Source organism: Reichenbachiella sp. 5M10 (assembly GCF_002742335.1).
GTDB lineage: Bacteria > Bacteroidota > Bacteroidia > Cytophagales > Cyclobacteriaceae > Reichenbachiella.
In genome coordinates, this window is sequence record NZ_MDGR01000007.1 from 3,638,401 (window position 1) to 3,661,547 (window position 23,147).

At 46.1% G+C, this 23,147-nt stretch carries 21 protein-coding genes; 12 read left to right on the forward strand and 9 right to left on the reverse strand.

Going from position 1 to position 23,147, the window contains the following annotated elements; genetic code table 11:
- The first annotated feature begins 11 nt into the window (after positions 1-11).
- Both BFP72_RS14600 and recQ read left to right on the forward strand, forming a co-directional pair.
- A complete protein-coding gene (locus BFP72_RS14600; protein WP_099599841.1) occupies positions 12-806 on the forward strand; it encodes a transporter substrate-binding domain-containing protein in 795 nt (264 codons plus the stop codon).
- A 134-nt stretch (positions 807-940) separates the two neighbouring features.
- Positions 941-3,067 (forward strand): DNA helicase RecQ, encoded by a 2,127-nt coding sequence (recQ, locus tag BFP72_RS14605; RefSeq protein ID WP_099600800.1) that lies wholly within the window; start codon positions 941-943, stop codon positions 3,065-3,067.
- 205 nt (positions 3,068-3,272) lie between these two features.
- Here recQ and bshC read toward each other — a convergent pair whose 3' ends face one another.
- Positions 3,273-4,835, reverse strand: a complete 1,563-nt coding sequence (bshC, locus tag BFP72_RS14610; protein WP_099599842.1) for a bacillithiol biosynthesis cysteine-adding enzyme BshC — start codon at positions 4,833-4,835, stop codon at positions 3,273-3,275.
- 275 nt (positions 4,836-5,110) lie between these two features.
- Here bshC and BFP72_RS14615 point away from each other — a divergent pair, with 275 nt between their 5' ends.
- From BFP72_RS14615 to BFP72_RS14630, 4 genes are all read left to right on the forward strand, one after another.
- Entirely contained in the window at positions 5,111-5,869 is a 759-nt protein-coding gene (locus tag BFP72_RS14615; RefSeq protein WP_099599843.1) for an NYN domain-containing protein, read from the forward strand.
- A 180-nt stretch (positions 5,870-6,049) separates the two neighbouring features.
- On the forward strand, positions 6,050-6,895 hold the full coding sequence (locus tag BFP72_RS14620) for an SDR family oxidoreductase (protein WP_099599844.1): 846 nt from the start codon (positions 6,050-6,052) through the stop codon (positions 6,893-6,895).
- 3 nt (positions 6,896-6,898) lie between these two features.
- Positions 6,899-7,156: an Atu4866 domain-containing protein gene (locus BFP72_RS14625; protein WP_099599845.1), complete on the forward strand. Its 258-nt coding sequence runs from the start codon at positions 6,899-6,901 to the stop codon at positions 7,154-7,156.
- Between the two features lie 63 nt (positions 7,157-7,219).
- Entirely contained in the window at positions 7,220-8,137 is a 918-nt protein-coding gene (locus BFP72_RS14630; protein WP_099600801.1) for an AraC family transcriptional regulator, read from the forward strand.
- A 14-nt stretch (positions 8,138-8,151) separates the two neighbouring features.
- Here BFP72_RS14630 and rimO read toward each other — a convergent pair whose 3' ends face one another.
- Positions 8,152-9,471: a 30S ribosomal protein S12 methylthiotransferase RimO gene (gene rimO, locus BFP72_RS14635; protein ID WP_099599846.1), complete on the reverse strand. Its 1,320-nt coding sequence runs from the start codon at positions 9,469-9,471 to the stop codon at positions 8,152-8,154.
- Positions 9,472-9,639: 168 nt separating this feature from the next.
- Here rimO and BFP72_RS14640 point away from each other — a divergent pair, with 168 nt between their 5' ends.
- Positions 9,640-10,794 (forward strand): lipopolysaccharide assembly protein LapB, encoded by a 1,155-nt coding sequence (locus tag BFP72_RS14640; RefSeq protein ID WP_099599847.1) that lies wholly within the window; start codon positions 9,640-9,642, stop codon positions 10,792-10,794.
- A gap of 68 nt (positions 10,795-10,862) precedes the next feature.
- Here BFP72_RS14640 and BFP72_RS14645 read toward each other — a convergent pair whose 3' ends face one another.
- From BFP72_RS14645 to BFP72_RS14655, 3 genes are read right to left on the reverse strand one after another with little or no spacing between them, the layout of a single operon-like run.
- Entirely contained in the window at positions 10,863-11,936 is a 1,074-nt protein-coding gene (locus BFP72_RS14645; protein WP_099599848.1) for a glycosyltransferase family 4 protein, read from the reverse strand.
- 3 nt (positions 11,937-11,939) lie between these two features.
- Positions 11,940-12,935 (reverse strand): NAD(P)-dependent oxidoreductase, encoded by a 996-nt coding sequence (locus BFP72_RS14650; RefSeq protein WP_099599849.1) that lies wholly within the window; start codon positions 12,933-12,935, stop codon positions 11,940-11,942.
- A 21-nt stretch (positions 12,936-12,956) separates the two neighbouring features.
- The gene (locus BFP72_RS14655; RefSeq protein WP_158233423.1) at positions 12,957-14,063 is read right to left on the reverse strand and encodes a DegT/DnrJ/EryC1/StrS aminotransferase family protein; all 1,107 of its coding nucleotides are present in this window, start codon (positions 14,061-14,063) and stop codon (positions 12,957-12,959) included.
- A 212-nt stretch (positions 14,064-14,275) separates the two neighbouring features.
- Here BFP72_RS14655 and BFP72_RS14660 point away from each other — a divergent pair, with 212 nt between their 5' ends.
- Both BFP72_RS14660 and BFP72_RS14665 read left to right on the forward strand, forming a co-directional pair.
- On the forward strand, positions 14,276-14,758 hold the full coding sequence (locus BFP72_RS14660) for an Lrp/AsnC family transcriptional regulator (RefSeq protein WP_099599851.1): 483 nt from the start codon (positions 14,276-14,278) through the stop codon (positions 14,756-14,758).
- A 5-nt stretch (positions 14,759-14,763) separates the two neighbouring features.
- Positions 14,764-15,264: a phosphoribosyltransferase family protein gene (locus BFP72_RS14665; protein WP_099599852.1), complete on the forward strand. Its 501-nt coding sequence runs from the start codon at positions 14,764-14,766 to the stop codon at positions 15,262-15,264.
- Between the two features lie 34 nt (positions 15,265-15,298).
- Here BFP72_RS14665 and BFP72_RS14670 read toward each other — a convergent pair whose 3' ends face one another.
- Positions 15,299-18,121 (reverse strand): pitrilysin family protein, encoded by a 2,823-nt coding sequence (locus BFP72_RS14670; protein WP_099599853.1) that lies wholly within the window; start codon positions 18,119-18,121, stop codon positions 15,299-15,301.
- A 42-nt stretch (positions 18,122-18,163) separates the two neighbouring features.
- A complete protein-coding gene (locus tag BFP72_RS14675) occupies positions 18,164-18,706 on the reverse strand; it encodes a DUF6134 family protein (RefSeq protein ID WP_099599854.1) in 543 nt (180 codons plus the stop codon).
- Positions 18,707-18,946: 240 nt separating this feature from the next.
- Here BFP72_RS14675 and rlmN point away from each other — a divergent pair, with 240 nt between their 5' ends.
- The gene (gene rlmN / locus BFP72_RS14680) at positions 18,947-19,993 is read left to right on the forward strand and encodes a 23S rRNA (adenine(2503)-C(2))-methyltransferase RlmN (RefSeq protein ID WP_099599855.1); all 1,047 of its coding nucleotides are present in this window, start codon (positions 18,947-18,949) and stop codon (positions 19,991-19,993) included.
- 7 nt (positions 19,994-20,000) lie between these two features.
- On the opposite strand, the gene BFP72_RS14685 is transcribed toward rlmN, so the two are convergent.
- Together BFP72_RS14685 and BFP72_RS14690 are read right to left on the reverse strand one after the other, a co-directional pair.
- Positions 20,001-20,615 (reverse strand): YigZ family protein, encoded by a 615-nt coding sequence (locus tag BFP72_RS14685; protein WP_099599856.1) that lies wholly within the window; start codon positions 20,613-20,615, stop codon positions 20,001-20,003.
- Positions 20,615-21,751: a lipopolysaccharide assembly protein LapB gene (locus BFP72_RS14690; protein ID WP_143520091.1), complete on the reverse strand. Its 1,137-nt coding sequence runs from the start codon at positions 21,749-21,751 to the stop codon at positions 20,615-20,617. Before BFP72_RS14690 ends, BFP72_RS14685 begins: the two co-directional genes overlap by 1 nt.
- Positions 21,752-21,859: 108 nt before the next feature.
- Between BFP72_RS14690 and BFP72_RS14695 the strand changes: the two genes are divergently transcribed.
- On the forward strand, positions 21,860-22,729 hold the full coding sequence (locus tag BFP72_RS14695) for a GNAT family N-acetyltransferase (protein ID WP_099599858.1): 870 nt from the start codon (positions 21,860-21,862) through the stop codon (positions 22,727-22,729).
- An 87-nt stretch (positions 22,730-22,816) separates the two neighbouring features.
- Entirely contained in the window at positions 22,817-23,137 is a 321-nt protein-coding gene (locus BFP72_RS14700) for a hypothetical protein (protein ID WP_099599859.1), read from the forward strand.
- The last annotated feature ends 10 nt before the right edge of the window (positions 23,138-23,147 follow it).

Consider the following 23,147-nt stretch of genomic DNA (forward strand, 5'->3'; position numbering starts at 1 on the left):
TCACTATACCAATGAAGACAATCAAGACATACATTCTTGTAGCTATTGTTCTATTAGCTTCTAGTTCGCTATTTGCTCAAGAAAGACTAACCAAAATCGTAGAAAGTGGTGAATTGCGTGTGGGCATTTCTGGCACACAGCCTCCCTTCTCCATGAAAGCCAAAAACGACGAACTCATCGGGTTTGACGTAGACTTGGCCAACTTATTGGCTACTTCGATGGAACTCGAACTCGTATTGGTAGAGCTGCCTTTCGCAGACCTACTCCCGAGTCTAGCTGAAGGCAAGATTGACTTGGTCATCTCGGGCATGACTATCACTCCTGCACGTAACCTCAAGACAGCCTTCGTAGGCCCATACTTGATCTCTGGTAAATCTATCTTGACTAAGTCAAAAGTATTGGCCAACGTGACCAATCCTCAAGACATCAACACAAACAGAAAAGTCGTGACGCTCAAAGGCTCAACTAGCCAAAAGTTTGCTGAAAAGCACTTGACAGACGTGGATCTAGAGCTCGTAGACAACTACGATATCGCGATTGACAAAATCAGAAACGACGAATCTGAAATCATGATTGCGGATTACCCGACGTGTGCTTATGCCATGTTGAAATTCCCAAATGACGAACTGGTCATACTCAACCGACCAATGACCATTGAGCCAATTGGTATTGCGCTACCTAATGACGATGCATTGTTCGTCAACCTGGTAGACAACTATATCGAGTCTCTCGATGCTGCTGGCGTTCTAGAGATGATGGAGCAAAAGTGGTTCGAAAACCCATACTGGTTGATGCAGTTGAAATAAGCAACTCAAGACACTTGCCAAGAGGCTGTTTCGAAATGACATTTCGGAACAGCCTCTTTATATTTCAGCCCATTTGCTCCACACACCCAAGGAGTTTCTTACCTTTGAAAATTAGTTTTTTCAACCTCGTCTCCATGCCTTCTGTATTAGACAAAGCCCAATCCATCCTCAAAGAAACCTATGGCTACAACGCCTTTCGCCCCCTCCAAGGTGAAGTAATCGAGCATGCCATGGAGGGCAAAGATGCACTAGTCATCATGCCTACAGGTGGTGGCAAATCCATGTGTTTTCAGATCCCTGCACTGGCACAAGACGGGGTATGCCTAGTCATCTCTCCACTCATCTCGCTGATGCGTGATCAAGTCGAAGCTCTCAAACAAAACGGTGTCACATCTGCCTATCTCAACAGTAGCCTGACAGCCAAAGAACAAAACGAAATCGAGGAGAAATTCCTCTCCGGAGGAATCAAACTCCTGTATGTCTCTCCGGAGAAATTGCTCACACGAGACTTCTTCAACGTGCTCAGGTCTGTCACGCTCAACCTCATCGCCGTAGATGAAGCACACTGTATATCGCAGTGGGGACACGATTTTCGTCCCGAATACACCAAGCTCGACTTCCTCAAGAAGCAGTTCCCTACTGTACCAATCATGGCTCTGACTGCTACCGCGGACAAGTCTACCCGAGCAGATATCGCCAATCAACTTGGTATAGCGCAAGCAAAGACCTTCTTGGCATCTTTTGATCGCCCCAACCTCGACCTAACAGTCCGTGCAGCACAGGGGCGACTAGAGTCTATCATAGGCATGATCAACCGGGCCCCTGACGAATCAGGGATCATCTACTGCCTGAGTAGAAAGAGTTGTGAAAAGGTCGCAGAAAAACTACAAGCAAAAGGCATAGACGCAGACTTCTACCACGCAGGCATGCCTGCCGATGTACGCAACAAAACGCAAGAGCGCTTCATCCGAGACGACCTCAAAGTCGTCTGTGCCACCATTGCCTTTGGGATGGGGATAGACAAATCCAACGTTCGCTGGGTCATCCACTACAACCTACCCAAAAACCTCGAAAGCTACTACCAAGAAATCGGACGTGCAGGCCGTGATGGATTGGACTCCAAGACGCTACTATTTTTTAGCTATGGGGATGTGGTGCAACTCAAGCAATTCATGGAGGGTAGCCCACAAAAAGCACTATTGGAAGCCAAACTACAACGGATGCAGCAGTTCGCCGAGGCAACAACATGCCGTAGACGAGTCCTACTGAGCTACTTCGGCGAACAGCTGGAACACGACTGTGGCAATTGCGATGTATGCCGCAACCCGCCCACATTCATGGATGGTACCATCCTCGCACAAAAAGCCCTCTCTGCCAGTGCTCGTACTCAAGAAAAAGTAGGCATCGGTTTGCTGATCGACATCCTGCGTGCCTCTGGCCGCCAAGAAATATACCAACTAGGGTATCAAAACATCAAGACTTACGGAGCAGGTAAAGAACACAGTTATTTTGACTGGCAACACTTCATCGGTCAGTTCCTCAACCTCGGGCTCTTCGAAATCGCATTTGACAACCACAACATCCTGCGTATAACGGAGCTGGGCAAACGTGCCTTACGAGGAGAAGTACCGGTACAAATCACCAAACCAGAAAGTCTTTCCGAACGCAGCGAAAGGCTCACTCCCGCCAAACCTAAAAAATCTACCCAGCACTCCAACGAGCTATTTGATCGACTCAGATCCCTTCGCAAAAAAATCGCCGAAGAACAACAAGTCCCAGCCTACGTGGTATTCAACGATGCGACGCTTGAGGATATGGCAGCCAAGCGACCAAGCAACGAAGACGAAATGTTGGAGATATCAGGAGTCGGGCAACAGAAAGTCAACCAATACGGGGATCGGTTTGTCCGTGAAATCATTGCCTTCGTCAAAGAGAAAGCCGAACAAGGAGAGAAGATCAAAGGAGCGACACACCTCATCACCTTCGAGCTTCTCAAAGAAGGACTAAGCCCAGAGGAGATCGCTGAGAAACGAAAACTCAATATCGTCACCATCTATTCACATCTCGCTACACTCTACGAGCAAGGTCGAGACATCTCCATCCGCGACTACCTCTCCGATGAGGAAGAAGTCAGAATCACGAAAGGAATAGAAGAGACGGGAGAAACCGAAAAGCTCAAGCCACTATTCGATCACTTCAAAGAAGAAATCCCCTACTACAAACTGAGATTAGCGATAGCGGTTTATAAGAAGAGGCCGTAAGAATCAAGACTATATGGACAATTACCCCCAAACCAATAGAAAGAACTCTCCAAGCGTTTGGATATAAAACCAACAGTCTCATTCGTTCTCTTGCTGCGCTTGATGAACTCCTAGCCTTGGAGCACTCCTGTTTCATATCTTTTCATCAGAATCCATCAATACTCCTGCAGTAATGGAAACAACCAGAGCGTCTTAAACCATGATTCTACCATTCTTCCTTCAGTACATGCATCTGTAGATCAAATGGATCTAGTGCCACGAGCAGTTCTTTGATGAAATTGGGGTTGTTAATATAGAAGTTAAGGAAATTGTCGTGACGCTCTTGCAACCCGCCACTTGGAAAAAGTTTCTCTTTCAACGTAGCAATTTGGTTGAGCTCGGTCTCATGCTTACGTTCCTCGGATTTTTTGAGGCGCTTGCCGATATTGTCGATACTCTTGATGGCTTTGGCATGCTCGGCTGAGATGAAGCCTTTGAGCGATCCATCGATGACCTCCGCCTTTTGAATCAACTGCTCAAATACCTCCTCTAGGTTTTTATATTCCTCACTGAGACTCACCTCGTCGCTACCATGAGCGGCGACATACTGCGCTTGCAACTCCTCCACGGACTGAAACAATTGTTCATCAGTCCAAGCAAATTTATCAAGTTTCTTCTGCGATGCTCCGTTGATATAGAGCGCAAAATTCCTAGGCAAGAGGATAGGGAAAGCCACGTCATATTCATCAAACACCTTGCCCAGCTGCAACCAATAGATCACCTCGGCAGGTCCCCCGACATAGGCCAGATTGGGCAGAATCACCTCTTGGTACAGAGGACGCATCACTACGTTGGGACTGAATTTTTCGGGATTGGAATCAAGGAGAGCGAGTATTTCTGTCTCCGAGAAAGAAAGTTTGGTATTGTTGACGAGATACTGACCATCCACTTTGACGATGCGCTCCCGTACACCTTCGTCCAGATAGAAGAAATTGATTTCACGAGGGAATATCTGCGTTTTGTAACCCAACTCCGCCAAGTCACTGTTGGTCTGCTCGACCAAATTATTGGCTGTATGACGGAGTAAATCATCCTTGATCATAGGGGCAAAAAGAGCCTTGAGCCTATCATCATCTGCATCCAGGACCACCAACCCGTCTTCACCAAACAACTCATTGACATAGCAGCGCACTGCATCAGCGAGGTTGCCATGGTCTCTGTAAGCCTGTTCAAACAACGTCACTTTCTCCGGCAACTCCTCCAAAAGCGGCCCCAAACTATCGGTAGATAGTCTACCCACTCCTCCTTTGTCCTGACAGGCCCATTGGTACTTTTTACCGAATAGGTGGAAATATGAAATCTCATCAAAATCATGATCCTCAGAAGCCATCCAATAGACGGGCACAAAGTTACAATCCGGATATTTTGCCTTCAACTCCCTACAGGCATTGACAACAGTCGCAATCTTGTAAATGAAATATAGCGGCCCTGTAAAAATATTGAGCTGATGCCCTGTCGTCACGGTGTACGTATCAGGCAATCCCAGATCCGTCAGATTGGCCGCCAGTGCTGGCGCTACCTCGTATCCCTCGTATTGATCTTCGAGCACTTCACAGAGCACCTTACGGTGGGCATTCGAAAAACTCTTTTTTTCAATCTGTTTGGCAAAGGAATCTATTTCTGGCCTCAGACCGTAAAAGGAGGCCAATTCACGCTTGTTTGACAAATAATCTATGAAAAACTGAGAAAACGACTGGGTGTCTTGGAGGGCTACCTTATTGACTTGCATGTACCTTGATTGTAGTTGTATGAATTGATGTTAGCTTGTACGGGGTGATCCAAAATTGGATGCTTAAAATTGAACAAAGAAACAGACAATACTCCTCAAAACCGAATCAGATCATAAAACCATCGATGTAGACCACTGTTCACCAGCCGTCATTCGCCGAAGTGACAAAACAAATGACCACAGACATACATGGAATAAACTATCTCAAGCATCCGCTTCATTAATCTCATATATCTCTAACTTGCGCAGACATAAACCCACCAAAAGAAAACCACATGGACACAAACCTAGCAGTACTGATCGATGGAGACAATATCCCCTCTGCACATGTCAAAGAAATGATGGAAGAGATCGCCAAATATGGCAACCCTACCATCAAAAGAATATATGGCGACTGGACAAAACCCAACTTGTCCAAATGGAAAAACCTACTCCTGGAAAACGCTATCACACCCATCCAACAATATGGCTATACTACAGGCAAAAACGCCACAGATTCGGCGATGATCATTGACGCCATGGACATCCTGTATTCGGAAAAAGTGAACGGGTTTTGTCTCGTATCCAGTGACAGTGATTTCACCAGATTGGCTACCCGTCTCAGAGAAGCGGGCATGCAGGTAATCGGCATTGGTGAGAAGAAGACGCCCAACCCCTTCATCGTCGCATGTGACAAATTCATCTACATCGAAATCCTAAAAGCCAAAACACAAGATGAAAAGGCAGGATCAGACAAAGACACCGGCAAAGACCACGTCGACAACATCACCAAAAAGGAAATTGAATTGATCGCCACCACTATCTCAGATTTGTCAGATGACGATGGCTGGGCATTCCTCGGAGATGTCGGCAGTCTCTTGCAGAAGAAACAACCAAATTTCGATTCTAGAAACTTCGGTTTTGATAAATTGACACCCTTGATCAAGTCGATTGGACGTTTTGATCTCGAACAACGAGAAAGCCCCAAAGGCAGACACAAACTGATTTTCGTCAAAATAAAAGACAAGAACACCAGCAAAACCAAGCGTCAATAGGTTCGTTCTCCCTATAGATAGCCACCTAGGCAGACCCCGTCAAACACGTAGGTCCTAACGCGAACGAATAGCTTTATGTAACCCTCTCAAATCGTAGTTTTGGCTAGCACATCCATTGATTTGGACAGGTCAATGGATGGATCACATCACAATTTTGTATTCTAATCAAACACCATAATCATGAATACAAATAAAGTATGGTTCATCACAGGAGCTTCAAAAGGTTTGGGGCTCACGCTAGCTAAGCGACTATTGGCACAAGGCTATGCAGTAGCTGCTACTTCTAGAAAAAAGGAAGCTCTCATTCAAGAACTGGGAGAAGAATCCGCCAAATTTCTACCTATGCAATTGGACTTGACAGACAACAGTGATGTCAACCAAGGGATTGCACACACACTACGGCATTTTGGGCACATAGACATAGTCGTCAATAATGCAGGCTACAGTCAAACAGGAACATTGGAAGAACTGACTGACAAGGAAGCCAAAAACAATTTCAACGTCAATGTGTTTGGCACGCTCAATGTCATTCGCAACGCCGCTCTTCATTTACGTAAGCAAAATTCCGGTCACATTTTCAACATTTCTTCGGTCGGCGGCTATGTCGGCAACTTTGCAGGCTTTGGGATATACTGCGCCACCAAATTTGCGGTAGCAGGACTCTCCGAAGCACTGGCCGAAGAAATGAAGGCCTTTGGTATACATACTACCTTGGTGTACCCTGGGTATTTCCGCACACAGTTCTTAGAAGCAGGATCTATACAGACGCCTTCCAAACCAATCGAGGCATACAAGACTGCCCGTGCATTGGAGCAAGCCCACTTGAATGAAATCAACGGCAACCAACCAAATGATCCCGAAAAAGCTGCTGCTGTCCTAATAGAACTAAGCAAGCAAACCGCTCCTCCCCTTCACTTCTTCATGGGAGAAGATGCCTACCATTATGCACGCACCAAAATTGACCTCATTCAATCCGCAATGGACGAAAATGAAGCACTAGGAACCTCAACTGGATTTGAAAATTAGACTATGAATCAGACGACAATAGAGGAGCCCCAAGACTATCTAGGCATGTGGGTGACAGAAGATGGGTATATCCGCCACGAACTCCTCCCCAACCATCGCTATGATGAGGCCAGAGGAAAACGAAAGAGCGCCTACCTAGGTGACTACACGATCACTGGGAATCACATTGACTACCGAGACGATACGGGCTTCACAGCAGATGGAGAGTTTAGGGAAGGAGTCTTGTATCACGCTGGTATGATTCTCTACCGAGAAAAATAATCTCTACATTTATACCAGCAACCACCATGATCTGACGCATCATGGTGGTTGATCAAACCCCAAATGAGCCGCAGCAATATGTATCGATTCCATACTATCAACGAATTTCACATCTACAGCCAGTTGCCCAAGCCCGAGCACCCACTCATCAGTGTGATTGACTACAGCCAAGTCAAATACCCCGATGGCAGCCAGATCAAGTGGTCTCAAGGGTTTTATTCGATTGGGCTCAAGCGAAACGTAAGTGAAAAATTCAACTATGGACAACAAAAGTATGATTTTGACGAAGGTGTCTTTTCTTTCGTTTCTCCAGGGCAAGTTCTCAACATAGAAATCAATCAAAGCATCCGTGCAAAGCCTAACGGGTGGCTGATGCTCATTCATCCGGATTTTTTGTGGGGCACAAGTCTTGCTACTCGCATTAAAAACTACGCCTTCTTTGGCTACTCCGTCAGTGAAGCGCTCTTTCTCAGTGAAAAAGAAGAGGAAATGATCGTAGACATCCTAAAAAATATCGAAAGAGAGTACCAATCAAACATTGATAAGTTCAGCCAAAACATCATCATCTCTCAGCTTGAGCTTTTGCTCAACTATGCCGAACGCTATTACGAAAGGCAATTCATAACGCGAAAAATCACCAACCATCATGTTTTACATCGTCTAGAACAAGTCTTGTCCGAATACTTCGATCATCAGCACCTGTTGCATCACGGTCTCCCTACTGTCCAGCAGGTTGCAGAGCATTTGCATCTTTCGCCGAATTACCTGAGCAGTCTGCTAAAAGTCCTGACTGGGCAAACTACACAGCAGCACATTCATTCCAAGTTGATTGAAAAAGCCAAAGAAAAACTCTCTACATCAGAGCTATCCATAGGAGAGATTGCCTATGAACTAGGATTTGAGCACCCTACATCGTTCACCAAATTATTCAAGAGCAAGACCAACACATCTCCTGTTGAATTTCGCCAATCGTTCAATTGACCATACTCAGCTCATCACTTCTTAAACAAAGGCCTACCGTAAAGATCGAATGGTTCTGCGTCTGTGATCTCCACATCTACAAAATCACCAATACGTAGATAGTTTTCGTCTGCTTGCACGAGGACTTCATTGTCCACATCTGGAGAATCGTACTGCGTTCGTCCGATGAAATAGTCCCCATCCTTTCGGTCGATCAGCGTTTTGAAGGTCTTGCCAATCTTTTGTGTGTTTTTCTCTAAAGAGATCCCTTCTTGGAGCTCCATGAGCATGTCTACACGTTCATTTTTGACATCCTCAGGGACATCATCGGCCATCGTGCCAGAGTGCGTATCCTCCTCATGCGAGTAGGCAAACACACCGAGACGGTCAAATTGACTCCTCTCGACAAAACGCATCATCTCCTCAAAATCCTCCTCGGTCTCACCCGGGTGCCCCGCGATCAGTGTCGTACGTATAGCTATATCAGGGATTTTGTCTCGAACCTCATCGAGCAACTTCTGGGTCTTCTCTCTATCCGTACCCCTACGCATCAACTTGAGGATCTTAGTAGATCCATGCTGTAGCGGGATATCGAGGTAGTTGCAGATATTGGGTTTGGCCTTCATCACGTCGAGCACATCCATCGGAAACCCCGTCGGAAAGGCATAGTGAAGACGCATCCAGTCCAGTCCTTCCACGTCCGAAAGACGATCCATGAGCTCGGCCAAGTTCCTCTTCTTGTACAAATCCAATCCATAGTAAGTCGAATCCTGCGCAATCAAAAGCAACTCCTTTGCTCCTTTGCTGACTAGGTTTTGCGCTTCGGTCACTAGTTCCTCCATCGGACGAGAGACGTGCTTGCCTCTCATCAGAGGGATCGCACAAAACGAACAAGGTCGATCGCATCCCTCCGCGATTTTAAGATGAGCATAGTGCGTATCTGCAGTAGAAATCCGCTCACCGAGGAGTTCATGCTTGTAGTCCGCCTTGAACTTCGCCAAGAGTCCCTTGAGATCTGTTGTCCCAAAGTATTCGTCCACATTGGGTATTTCTTTGCGGAGATCGTCCTTGTAGCGATGAGACAGGCAGCCCGTCACAAAGACTTTTTCGATGTGCCCCTGTTTCTTCGCATCGACAAAATTCAAAATCGTCTCGATAGATTCTTGCTTGGCATTCTCGATGAACCCACACGTGTTGATAATCACAGTGGTTGCGTCATTCTGTTTTGACTCGTGTACTGCATCGATGGCATTGCCCTTCAACTGGGTCAAGATCACCTCTGAGTCCACTATATTTTTAGCACACCCCAAGGTCACGATGTTGACTTTTTCCTTTCTTCTACCTTTTGTCTTCAAACTCTTAGCACTTAATGAGATGCAAAGGTAGAGCATCACCCCTTCAAAGTATATAAATCAAAGTCTAAAGTTGCGGACATGCCCAAGCCATCTTTCCAAACATATCCGCGTATACACAGTTGTCAATCCAGTTTTCAGTATTATTTTTGGATAGATTGGCTCTTTTTTATGAAAAAAATATTCCTTCTTCTATGTATTTCATTTTCCCTCACGGGAAAAGCACAGCCCAGCGACAGCATCCCGTCACTATTGACAGACATCAATGTCCAAATAGAGACCACCGAAGGAATCAACAGCATGTACAACTTTGATTTTGCCCGTGCTGATGGGCAGTTTCGCTGGTTGAGAAGCAAGTACCCTTGGCATCCCCTGCCGCATTTCCTCCTAGGCTTGAGCCAATGGTGGCGCATCATGCCTTATATCCCCGACACACAGTATGACGAAGCTTTCCTGACACACATGGACAGTGCCATACTCGTAGCAGAGCATCTCTACGACCGAGGCAGCCGGATCGAGGGAGCCTTCGTGCTCTCAGCAGCCTATGCATTCAAGGGTCGCCTCTACTCGGAGCGCAAAGACTGGGGCAAAGCGGCCGCAGCGGCCAAAAACGCCATGAACTACCTCGAAGAAGTCCGAGGCAAAGCCGAATACAGTCCCGAAATCCTCTTCGGTGATGGCCTCTACAACTACTACATCGAGTGGATCCCCGACAACTACCCCATGCTCAAGCCCCTCATCATGTTTTTCGAAGACGGGGACAAAGAACTGGGCGTCCAGCAACTCAAAGAAGCCGCCAACAACGCCTTCTACACACGTACCGAAGCACAGTACTTCCTCATGCGCATTTATGCCAACGACCTCAAAGACCGACGTGCAGCGCTCTTCACCTCCGAGTACCTCAACCACACCTTCCCCAACAATGCCTACTTTGAACGCTACTATGCTCGCATACTCTATACCAGTGGCAAGTACCGCACATGTGAAGCAATATCCCTGGACATCCTCGCCAAGATCGATAGCAGCTATGCTGGCTATGAAGCCAACAGCGGACGCTATGCGGCTTTTTTCCTAGGCGAAATCTACGCCGCACAAGACCTAAGCGACACAGCAGAGATATACTACAAAAAGTGTATTGAATATGGGGACGAAATCGGTGCGGAAGAAATGGGCTACTACATCTACTCCGTGCTCAACCTCGGCGAGATAGAGCGAGAGCGTGGCAATGACAAGGAGGCCAAGGAATACTTCAAACGAGTCAAAAAACTAGCCGATCGAAGTGACCGCTCCCACAAACTTGCCAAACGCTACCTCAAAGAGATGTAACCAAAAGCCTCCAACTTATACACCGTGCCAAGGCCCGCATGCGACACTCCAAACACAGACGTTAGAGCCTAGGGTTCATCAAACAACGACAAGAAGTTGGCAGTATTGGAGGCTACCGAAAACTGCTCTATGACGGTTTTTCTTCCATTTACCCCCATTTTCCGACGCATCGACTCGTTCAGAAGCAGCTTCTTGAGCCCTTCTTTCCAATCCTCGACAGACTCACAGTGCAACCCAGACACGCCATGCTCGACAATCTCGGCATTGACTCCCACAGGAGTCACCAGTACGGGCTTCTCCAAAGCCATGAACTGCAACGCCTTGAACCCACACTTCCCTTGTGCCCACTCATCTACTTCGAGTGGCATCACACCTATATCAATCCGATTGAGGTCCTCAATCTCAGTTTCTTTATTCCACGGCACGAAGCGCAGGCCGTCGATGGCTAGATCAGGTTGTTGATCTGCAATCACACAGAAGTCAAACGCCATTTCTACTTTCAACGCTTGGATCACCGGTACGATCAGATGAAGATATTTGAGCGTAGAATGAGTTCCAGTCCAGCCCACGACGAGAGGTGATTGTATTGCATCAGACGGCAAGTGCCGATGCATCGTATCCAGTGTCGTCGGATTGACGACTACATGCGCATTGTACTGACATGCATACTCTGCCAAAAACTGATTGCCCACACTGACGCAATGACTCCATCGACAGATTGCTTCAACCTTTTGCGGCCATTTGATTCGAGCTGCGAGCGAATTGGCTCCTGTCGTATTCTCTTTCCAAATCGCATCGTCAAAATCGTAAATAATTTTCTTCTTGAGCACCTTCGCCAATATCCATTCGAATATCGGAGGTCCCAAAGGACTGGCTTCTCTATGGATGAAAACATAGGTGTATCGATGCGCGCGCATCAGCATCCATTTGCGCCGAGCAAAGCCTCGGATCACTCCCCAAATCTTTGCTCCAGCATGGCCTGGCAGATAGAGCAACCCCCACGTCTGTTCGTCAATGAAACTCTGACGATCCACCCGCCAGCCTTGGGCTTCCAGAGTCGTTATATACTGTTCAAAGCGAAATCTCTGCGATCCTGCCGTATCTTGTGGGTAGGGAGTGAGGAAAAGTATTCGTTTGATCATCGTCTATGCATCCAGCCAGTTAGGTGGCAAATTCTTGTCCAGTTCTATTGCATCAAACTTCTGTACCGGCTTCAGTGCCACATTTTTCGCCCAAGCGACCATACGCCCAATCCCATCGTCCAAAGACACTTCCTCCGTAGGAGTAAAGACCCTTTTCAACTTGCCGTGCGAGCAATAGGCATGCGCGACTTCACTACGGGCAGGCAAATATGTAATCTCTGGCTCTAGCCCAAAAGCCTCCGCAAGCTTCTGAGCCAACTCCGATACCGTACATGGGGTATCCGAACCGATGTTGTACACTTGGCCATAGGTCTCCGGCTGTACTACCGACCGAGCAATCCAAGGTGCTACATCATCAATATAGCTAAATGCTCGCGACTGACTACCATCTCCATACACCGTGAGTTTTTCTCCAGTCATCAGCTGCTTCACAAATATGCCGAGCACATTGCGGTATGGGTCGCTAAGATTTTGATTTTCACCATAGACATTGTGCGGACGAAAAATGACGTAAGGCATACCAAACATCTCTTGAGAAACTTTGAGTTCTTGCTCAAACGCATACTTCGCGATACCATAAGGGTCTTCGGGCTGAGGTATCATCTCCTCCGTCATAGGAGGCACTTGTCCACCGTATACCGCAATCGACGAAGTAAACACAAAACATTTGACCTCATGACGGATAGACTCGTTGAGTAGATTCACACTACCAATCAGGTTGTTTTGATAATTAAACCTCTTGATAAAATGACTCAATCCTTCTGCCGCGTAAGCAGCCAAATGATAAACATAGTCGAACTGATTTTCCACAAATAGCTCTTGCAAGAGCTCCACATCCAAGATACTACCTTTTACAAAAATTGCCTCGTGGGGGACGTTGGAACGAAATCCTCCGCTCAGATCATCCAAGACTACTACTTGATGTCCCATCTGTAGCAGCTCACGACTGACATGACTTCCTATAAACCCGGCCCCACCGGTGACTAAACTCTTTGGCATACTCCTCTATCCTACAGATAACTACTTTTCTGCTTTCGCATAAAATGTCTTGATGATCCTACAAATATAATCGACTTCTTCGTCTCTCAGTTCCGGGTACACAGGCAGAGAGATAGCCTCTTGACAAAACAAATCAGCCATAGCAAACTCCTCGACACGCTGCCCGAGATGATTAAACACACGCAACTGTGGCAAAGCCTCTGGGTAATGCACCTCTGTCCCTATCCCATGTTTCTGCAGATAGGTTCGTAGTACATGGCGTGACGATGTACGAATCACAAAGTGATGGTAGACATGATAAGCTTCCTCATGTACAACAGGCAACTGCAGTCCCTCTACCTCTTTGAGGTGGTACACATACCGCTGCGCTATAGCGCGTCGACGCTCAGTCCACTGAGAGAGCCGCTGAAGTTTGACTAGTAGGATAGCAGCTTGCAGTGTATCCATACGACTGGTCACCCCCAAGACGTCATGGACTCCTCTTCCCCCTTGATTAGCAATGGCACGGCAACTGTCAGCCAAGTCCTGATCATGACACACGATGGCTCCCGCATCTCCCCATGCTCCCAGGTTTTTGGTAGGGTAAAAACTATACGCCGCTAGATCAGCCCCTTCGCCTACTCCCATACCTCCTCTTCGTGCCAGATGAGCTTGAGCTGCATCCTCTAGTAGGGCAATGTTCCGATCTTTGCACAAAGTACGGATAGCCGACATGTCTGCCATCTGCCCGTACAAGTGTACAGGCAATATAGCCTTGGTCCTTGCGGTGATCTTGCCCAGCAACAGCTCCACGTCGAGCAGCCCATCCGCCCCCACGTCTACAAACACCGGCACAGCACCTGATTGCAAGACGACACTCGCCGTAGACACCCATGACACAGCGGGGACAATCACCTCATCTCCAGCACCAATACCTAATGCACAGAGACCAATGAACAATGCGTCCGTACCGTTCCCCACAGCCACCACACACCTCGCACCCACAGTCTCGGCCCATGCCCGCTCAAACTCCCCCACAGCAGCGCCACCGATCCACATCCCCTCATCTGCGATAGCCTCCAGCGACTGCTGCATTTCGGCTTGGAGACCCGCGTACTGTCGTTTCGTATCAAAAAAAGGTATCTTCATCCTATCTGCCATTGAGGGTGTGAAGATACGAAGCAAAAAGGAAAATGTATGCCCTTAAACTTGACAGAGAGCCTTTTCAATACCTTAACAATATTTTGATATTTATTAACTTGCCCGTCTTTTTCTTCCATTATATTTCGTATATTATATTTGCGTAAAATAAAATTTCGACACAAACCAATCCGACCGCACTGTAGACTTCAAACACAATCATGAAAGGAAACATCAAAATCGACAACACAGATCGAAAAATCTTAAAAATTCTCCAGACAAACGGTAAAATCACAAATGCCAAGCTTTCAGAAGAAGTAGGACTATCTCCAGCGCCAACACTCGAGCGTGTCAAAAAACTCGAACAGTCTGGGATCATCAAAAGCTACCATGCTGAACTCAACGCTGAGCTGCTAGGTCTAGGAGTCAACACTTTTGTCCAAGTCACACTCAAAGGGCACAACAAGCAAAACATCGATTCATTCTTGAGCAAAATCAATGAAATAGAAGAGGTCATCGAGTGTCATCACATCACGGGATCGGGAGATTTCATCCTAAAGGTCATCGCCAAAGATATCGCCTCATACCAACTGCTTATGCTCGAAAAAGTAAGTGACATAGATACAGTGGATAGTTTGCAGTCCATGGTAATTTTGTCTACTTTCAAAAACAACAAAGAAATACCTCTACAGCAAACCAATTGAAACAAATGTCACAGGATTTAATACTCGATGCTGCTCAAATAGATCAGCGGATCATCCGAATGGCCTACCAAATCTACGAGCATCACCTCGATGAAAAGCATCTCATTCTGGCTGGGGTCTCAGACAATGGCCATGATTTTGCGAAACTGCTGGAGAAAGAACTCAAAAAAATCTCTACATTGACACTGACAGTAGGCAAAGTAGATATCAACAAAGAGGCCCCATTTTCGGAAGAGATCGCGCTCGACCTAGACGACAAACAGCTCGTCAAAAAGTCCGTCATCCTCATCGATGACGTGCTCAACTCTGGCAAAACCGCAGCTTTTGCCCTCAAAGCGCTACTCACTGTCAATGTCAAAAAGATAGAAGTAGCAGTCATGGTCAATAGAAGCCACAAATCGTTTCCGATCTATCCAAAATACACTGGGTACGAACTGACTACCACCATCAGTGAGCATGTGACGGTTCATTTCCTTGGAAAAGAAAAGGGTGTTTATTTATCCTAAACACCCTTTTCATTCACTCTTCTCCTACGCCTTTTTACTCTGTGGTTTCTGGATACAGCACGATCCTGATATACTCTTCAGTATCCACGTACTTCTTGGCAGCCGTCTGTATATCTTTCGCACTGAGCTCTTCTATCCTCTCATTTAGCTCATTGATTTTGCTCAAATCCAGGTCATTCTTGACGTAGGATTTCATGGCCCCTAGCCAAAAGCCATTCTCCTTCCAATTGAGTTCCATGTCTCGTCTCTGCGTCTCTTTGATTTTATTGAGATCCTCTTCGCTCACACCATTTTGCTGAATATCTCTCACTACGTCGAGGGCAGCCCTCACCAATGTATCCACATTTTCTGGTGCACAAGGAAACTGGATCTGAGTACTGTAATGCTCGTATGGTCTCAAATGTCCTTGACCACTCGCTCCTACACCATACACTCCTCCCTTTTCTTCACGCAAAATCTCGATCAACTTGATATCGAGCACCTCTGAAAACGCCTTGATATAATAACTATCCTTGCGTTTGTATTTTTTTTGTTCGGAGAAAGTCATCACCACTGAGCTCTTGGGTTCGCTTCCCTTATAGATTGCTTCTGACACCATCCCTGTCGGCGGACGAATACCTCTATCTACCCAAGACATTTTTTCGACAGAGGCCGTGCCTCCACCTAGATACCGCTCAATGAGTGGGATTAGAGTCCCTTCGTCGTAGTTACCAACAAACCAATACGTAAAATCTCCCGGCTGTGTAAACTGTGTTTTAAAAAATGCAATGGCAGCATCCCTATCCACTTTTTCCAAATCTTCGACAGATGGCACTCCCCCTCCACGCAGATGACCCTGACTCATGATGCGAGCCATGCGGTCTTGGAAATAATAATTGGGGTTAGAGAGCACATTGGCAAGTACAGCCTTGTTGCGCTGCATCAATGACTGAAACGCCTCCTCATCCGTCCGTACTTGGGTAAAATACAGGAAAACCAACTGTAGCATCGTCTCCAAATCCTTGGGGGAAGCATTGCCACTAAACCCAGACTCCAAATCCGACAAGTAAGGTGACACACCAAGTGACTTGCCTGCGAGAGCCTTTTGCAGCTGTGTGTAGGAGTAGTCTCCAACACCACTCAGCGAAATGATGCTTGACGCAAAACTAGCCGACCAATAATCCTCATCAGATGCAACAGATATCCCACCGCTACGGTAGGCAGAAAATAGAATCTCATCGTTTTTATAATCAGTAGGCTTCAAGTACACCGTTGCTCCGTTGGAGAGCTCAAGTACCTTGACCTCTATACGGTCGTAGGTAGACACCTTGGTTACTTTCCCTCCCTCTGGTAGCTCCTTGACCAAATCCGTGTCGACAGCTACTTCGGCCAATGGATCCATTTGCTTTTGCTCAATCTCTGCTACCCAAGCTAGTATTTCTTCTTTCGTTGGTAGAGTCAAACCTTCCAATTCCGGCGCAGTGATGTAGAGCACTCTGTTCTCTGCCTTGATCCAATTCCCAATGATGCTGTTGATTTCCTCAATGGTGATTCCTTCGATATTTTCTTTCAAAAACTCATATTCAAAAGTAATCCCAGGCACAGGTTCGTGCTCTAAAAAATGCCGTATCAACTCATCTGCCAAAGATTCGGACTTGGACTTGTCACGCTCTTTGTAGGCACTTTCATACGCTTCGAGCGTATTGAGCTTGGCTGTATGGAGCTCCGACGCATTGAATCCATGAAGCTCTACTCTTCGGATTTCCTCGAGCAGAGTCACTATACCAGACTTGATATCGTCCGGTTTGGTCACCGAATACCCCGAAAACGCCGTGGTTTTTCGAGATACAGGGGAACCTATGTACGTACCTGCATAAAGGTAAGGAGGATTGGCTGACTGTAGCAGATCACTCAAGCGCTGGTTCATCATCTCCAAAAACAGCGCCTGTACATAACTCTTGCGAAACTGCTCTAAAGTCTTAAACTCCTGCGCCTCGGACTTGTACATGATATTGAAAAGAATGTTGGTCGCTTCAGGATCAGAAGCAATTGCAATCAATGGTTCTTTGTTTTTGGGAAGATCAAACTCTTCTCTCTGTCTTTGTTTGTCTGGATTCCTCAACCCCGAAAAATGCGTCTTTATACGCTCCTCCATCTTGTCCACATCGATATCTCCGACCGCTACGACAGCCATCAAGTCTGGGCGATACCAGTCTTCGTAGTACCGAACGATCGTCTTTCTATCAAAGGTTTCTAAAATCTCTTTCTTACCTATGGGTAGTCTCTCCGCATATTTTGACCCTTTAAATATCACTGGAAGATACTCTTGGAGCATCCGTGTTTGGGCTCCTTGCCCAAGACGCCACTCTTCGATAACAACCCCTCTTTCTTTGTCTATCTCCTCTTGGGCAAAATTCAAATTACCTGCCCAATCTTCGAGGATAGTCAGGCCACTTTCGAGTATCTCTTCATCATCAGACGGTATCGGCAAGATGTACACCGTCTCATCAAATGAGGTATAGGCATTGAGATGGGCACCAAACTTCACACCCACAGACTGCAGGTAGCTCACCAAGTCATTCTTTCCAAAATGCTTTGAACCATTGAATGCCATGTGCTCCGTAAAATGCGCCAAGCCTTGCTGATCATCATCCTCCAAAATCGAACCCGCATTGACAACAAGTCGAAGCTCCACGCGGTTCTCTGGTTTCGTGTTTTGTTTGATATAATAAGTGAGCCCATTTTCCAATGTCCCCATACGAACACTGGGATCAAAAGGAATCAACTGTTCGGTCGGTTCCTGAGCCAATACAGACCCAAAACACAACATCATCGCTAGCAATAGTGCATGGCACTTCATCGATGAGAATACTTTCATAATTTGAGGTTTAGGATAAAACTAAAAACAGCTTGCGCCGCACTATTTGGATTTTAATCGAATGTAAAACGTGGCATATGTCCGATTGACCTTCACTTCCACACACACACCCTTTTTATAGGTATAGGTATTGTCACCATCTTCTGATTCTAGATGGTAGACATGATTGCCTCGGTTCTCTATGATTAGGTTTGTGCCAAAAATCTGCGAGAACACCTCTCCCTTGCCTACCGGCTCTGAAAAATAAATCTCTGGAATTGAATACTTCACTCCCGTAGATTCGAAGTGCAAGAAATCACTATCTCGCTCGATGTGGTAATACCCCTTTCGTCTTTCTACTTTGGATTCCTTTTGGGTCGCACCATTGAGGGTACTCAGCGCGTGCCCCGAATAAAGTACACCATTGACATAAGTCTCCGTCAAATTGTAATCCACCCTCAGTTTGACTACCACCCGAAAATGAGTCACACTTGAGATCGAATAAAACATCGAATCCCCCTTAACGATACGCTTAGCGGTCATGTTGCCGATTACATTTCCCCCTTTGACGATTTCATAATTCAGAGTCTGAGCAGATGAGCTCATAATTCCCCATCCAAGGACAAAAACAAACAAACAAGTGGCTTTTCGCAATGAGAATTTCAAGTAATTCAGGTTTATTTCAATGACACGATTAATCCGTATTGAAGTTTGAAGATAAAGCAAAATTGGAGAGTATAAAATTCTACAGTCAATAGATTTGTCACATTTGACCTCCTCATATTTATATCTTCCTCATCCTTTAGAATTTAGGATTCGAAGGGCAAATAATTCTATCTTTGCGCCATGGGCACGAACGTTGGTTTAAAAGATTTGAGGAAGGTCCCTCAAGAGGATATTAGTCTGTTTTTGAAAGAAATCGGAGAAAAGCCTTTCCGAGCTAAGCAGATCAAAGAATGGATTTGGAAAAAATCAGCCAAATCCATTGACGACATGACCAACATCTCCCTCAAGACCAGAGACCTACTTAAGGCCCACTACGTGATCAAGCCTGTCTCCGTAGACAAGGAACAAAAAAGCTCCGACGGTACCATCAAGTCGGCCATGAAACTACACGACGACCATGTCGTCGAAAGCGTCCTCATCCCCGCTGACAGTCGCATGACTGCCTGTGTCTCATCACAAGTAGGCTGTTCGTTGAGTTGTAAATTTTGTGCGACAGGATACATGGACCGTGCACGCAACCTTGACGCTTCTGAGATCTACGACCAAGTGGTAGCAGTCAACAATCAATCTCTCGAAAACTACAATACCCCACTCTCCAACATCGTATACATGGGCATGGGAGAACCTCTCCTCAACTATGCCAACGTACTCGAGTCCATCAAACACATCACTTCGCCCGAAGGACTCAACATGAGCCCAAAACGGATCACAGTCTCTACGGCTGGCATCTCCAAAATGATTAGAAAACTGGCTGACGATCAGGTCAAATTTAACCTCGCCCTATCCCTCCATGCGGCCAACGACGAGAAGCGAAACAAGATCATGCCTATCAACGAGTCCAATACGCTCGATGTATTGCGGGATGCCTTGAACTACTTCTACCAAAAGACCAACAACAAAATAACCTTCGAGTACATTTTATTTTACGACTTCAACGATTCGATCCAAGATGCCCAAGAGCTCTACGAGTTTTGGAAGCGCGTACCCGCTCGCATCAATATCATCGAATACAACCCCATCGCTGAAGCCAACTACAAAAACGCCGATGACACAACCTTAGATAAATTCATAGACTACCTGCAAAACAAAGGGGTAAATGTACACGTACGCCGCAGCAGAGGAAAAGACATCGATGCGGCTTGTGGTCAACTGGCTAACAAAAGTTAAATCAAATCTAGCCACTATTAGCCCCAAGCCTCACCACATCCAATTTGAGAAGGAGCATTTTCTCTCGGAGAGCAGGATAGCGTTCGGGTTCGATACGTCCCCTTAGCAGACAACTTGCCGTAAATTCTTGCCCTTTGATTTCTACACCAAAATCGTTGAGGACTCGCATCACGTCTTGTGTTTGTTCATAAGGATACTCCAAAGTAAAATCCGTTTTGATCTCAACCGTAAGAATCTCAGCGTGAGACAATGCGTCCTCAGCTGCCGTTTTGTAAGCATGGACTAAACCACTCACTCCTAGTTTAGTCCCGCCAAAGTACCGCACGACCACCACCAGCGTATCTACCAAATCCAAAGACCGAATCTGTCCGAGGATAGGATCCCCAGCCGAATGATTCGGTTCTCCATCATCATTGGCTCGAATCAATTGCTGATTACCCTCATTGATGATGTGAGCAAAACAATGGTGTCTCGCATCATAATATTTCTTCTTTAATTCGTCTACCCTCTCTTTGACCTCATCAATGGAACCTACCGGATAGGCATAAGCCAAAAACTTACTCCCCTTCTCTTTGTAGAACCCCTCTGCTTCCGCTTTTATGACACGATACGTTTCCACCATCAATCCAATCGCTCCAATCTCTCTTTTGCCTCTTTGGTCACCAAATCACTCTCATCAACCTCTACAGCAAGCTTGTAGTAGTTGATCGCTTGATTTACTTTGCCCTGACGCTCCATGATTCTCCCCATCCCTACGAAAGCCAAGCTCTTGTAGTACTCTCCACGATCCGGGTCCGTATTCCCAGAAGCTATGGCCTTATGGTAATATTTTTCGGCCATTTCATCTGAGCCTTGGATTTTTTCTTGGTAGATAGCAGTAAAAACCTCCCCACACATGCGAAAATATGCTTTCGGATTGCCAAGCAAGGTTTTCACCAAAGGCATAGCCGTCTGGTAATCCCCAATAGCCATCAATCCCTCGATGTATTTCGCCTTGAAATAGGTGTTTCGTGGATATTCATAGTGCAGCTTCTTCAAGTAAAACAACGCCTTGTGCGGGTTGTTTTCATAGCGCAAATAGATATAAGCCGTGTAAAGATGGGCTTCTGCTCTAACGATGGTACTCTGATACACCGCACTATCAAGTTGCTTCAAGCCCAAAGCCTTGTTTCCCGATTTGAAAAACCACAAAAATGGAGAGTAGACAGGGTGGCGCTCTGGGTATTTTTCACGAAAATAATTGTACAGGCCTGCCAAAAAATAGAACTCTGGACTCTGCTCCGTTTGCTCCATGGTCACGGTAATCAAGTTATAAGTCTTCTTGGCTTGGGTCACGGATTTCATGTAGCTTCCTTCTCGAGCCAGATACTCTGCCAACAACCCATGTGCAGACATTTTGAAAAACAAACCGTCGAGATCATCAGGATCCTGTTCAATCAACTTTTCAGAATATGCAATCACCTTTTCGAGTTGGGCTTGATGCGCAGGATAAGTAGGACTCGTAGTACGGATCGGTTGATCCTGCCAAGCTATATTCATCGCGCGCATCATCGGGATCACAGGGTGCTTGGGCAGTCTCAGTTCCATTTTCTTGATCAAAAGCTCCGCCGAGTCAGGGGACTCGTTGTACACATAGCTCGCTACTTCCTTGACCTGTGAGAGTATCTCTTGGTCATGCAAAACAGGCAGCTTCTGAGCTTGAAGCACTCCATGGCCAACCAAGCAAATCGATATCAATACTATCAGTCGTCTTCTCAAGTAATTGTGATTTAATCCAGAGGGCAGCAGTGCAATTAACATACCAACCTATATCTTTGGTCAACTCCAATTTCTCAAAAAAAATTGTAGAAGGACCGTTTCAAATTTATGCTTTTTAATGAAGAAAAATATTGTACTGCCAATGAAATAGCACCGCGTATTCTCTTTGATTGGCAAAGCAAACGTGGCACTTCTCAATCCAGACTCATACTTCACACTCACGCAGGCCAAGCGACTTCCTTACCCCGGTCTCCGTATGCCGGTTTTCGGACCACAGGCTCGTTGACCCCTACGGATGCAGACGAGATGATCGACGCACTCCTCAACTTCCTCACCTCTCACCAAATCCAGCATCTCGAAATCAAGCAAGCTCCTGCTTTCATCCACCCCACTCACAGCAAGGTATTGCACGAGGCATTATCACTTCATGGGTTCTCTCATCGATCAGACATCAACCATCACATCGATCTCATGGCATTTACCCCTTCTTCATTTCACAAAATGGAGCAGCGAAAAGTCAAAAAATGCTTGAAAGCAGGCTTTGCTTTCGCCAAGGAAGACATCAGTCAGGCATCCCATATCCACTCATTTATCTGTAGGTGCAGACAGCAGCAAAAGCTCGACATCAACATCCCTGCTCCCCGATTCTTACATTTGATTGAGCAACTGCCTACTTGTTTTGATCTATACACCGTTCGTGACTCACAGGCCACCTTACTCGCTGCAACAGTCACAGTACAAGTCAGCCCCCAGGTCGTCTACAACTTCTTACCTGCCTTTGACAGGACATATGGTGCATTCAGTCCATTGGCACTCCTTCATCATCAACTGATCCACGATTTGCAACACAACCATGTTTCTACACTAGATCTTGGCATCTCCTCTTTGGACGGCAAACCGCAAAGCAACCTTGCCAAGTTCAAAGAACGCATCGGAGGCATCCCAGGCTTCCGAAACACCTACACAAGACATATGTAGCTATGTCTTTTCGCATATTGAACTAGAAGTCATGGTGTTACCCCGTTTTTTTGTTATTTTGCCAACTAACAACCATTAGTCTCAAATTTGAAAAGTATAATATCCATTTTATTCTTAGTTCTTACGACGAGCTATGTCTTTGCTGGAGACACTACTGGCAAAAGCGAAAAAGACAAAGTAGAAAAAGAGAACTACAAGTATGACCCAGACACACACAAATCTGGCGAAACTACTCTCGAGAAAACTGAAACAGCGCGCGAAACAAAAACGAGCCAAAACGAGTCTCAATCAGAAAATGATCCGGACTCAAGTTACTACTCGGTCAACAAATTCAACTACTTGTTTTACTTCGTCTACAAAATCAAATACATGAGTGATGAGGTCCCAGAGGTAGAATTAGGGTTGTAAGCCTCAATGG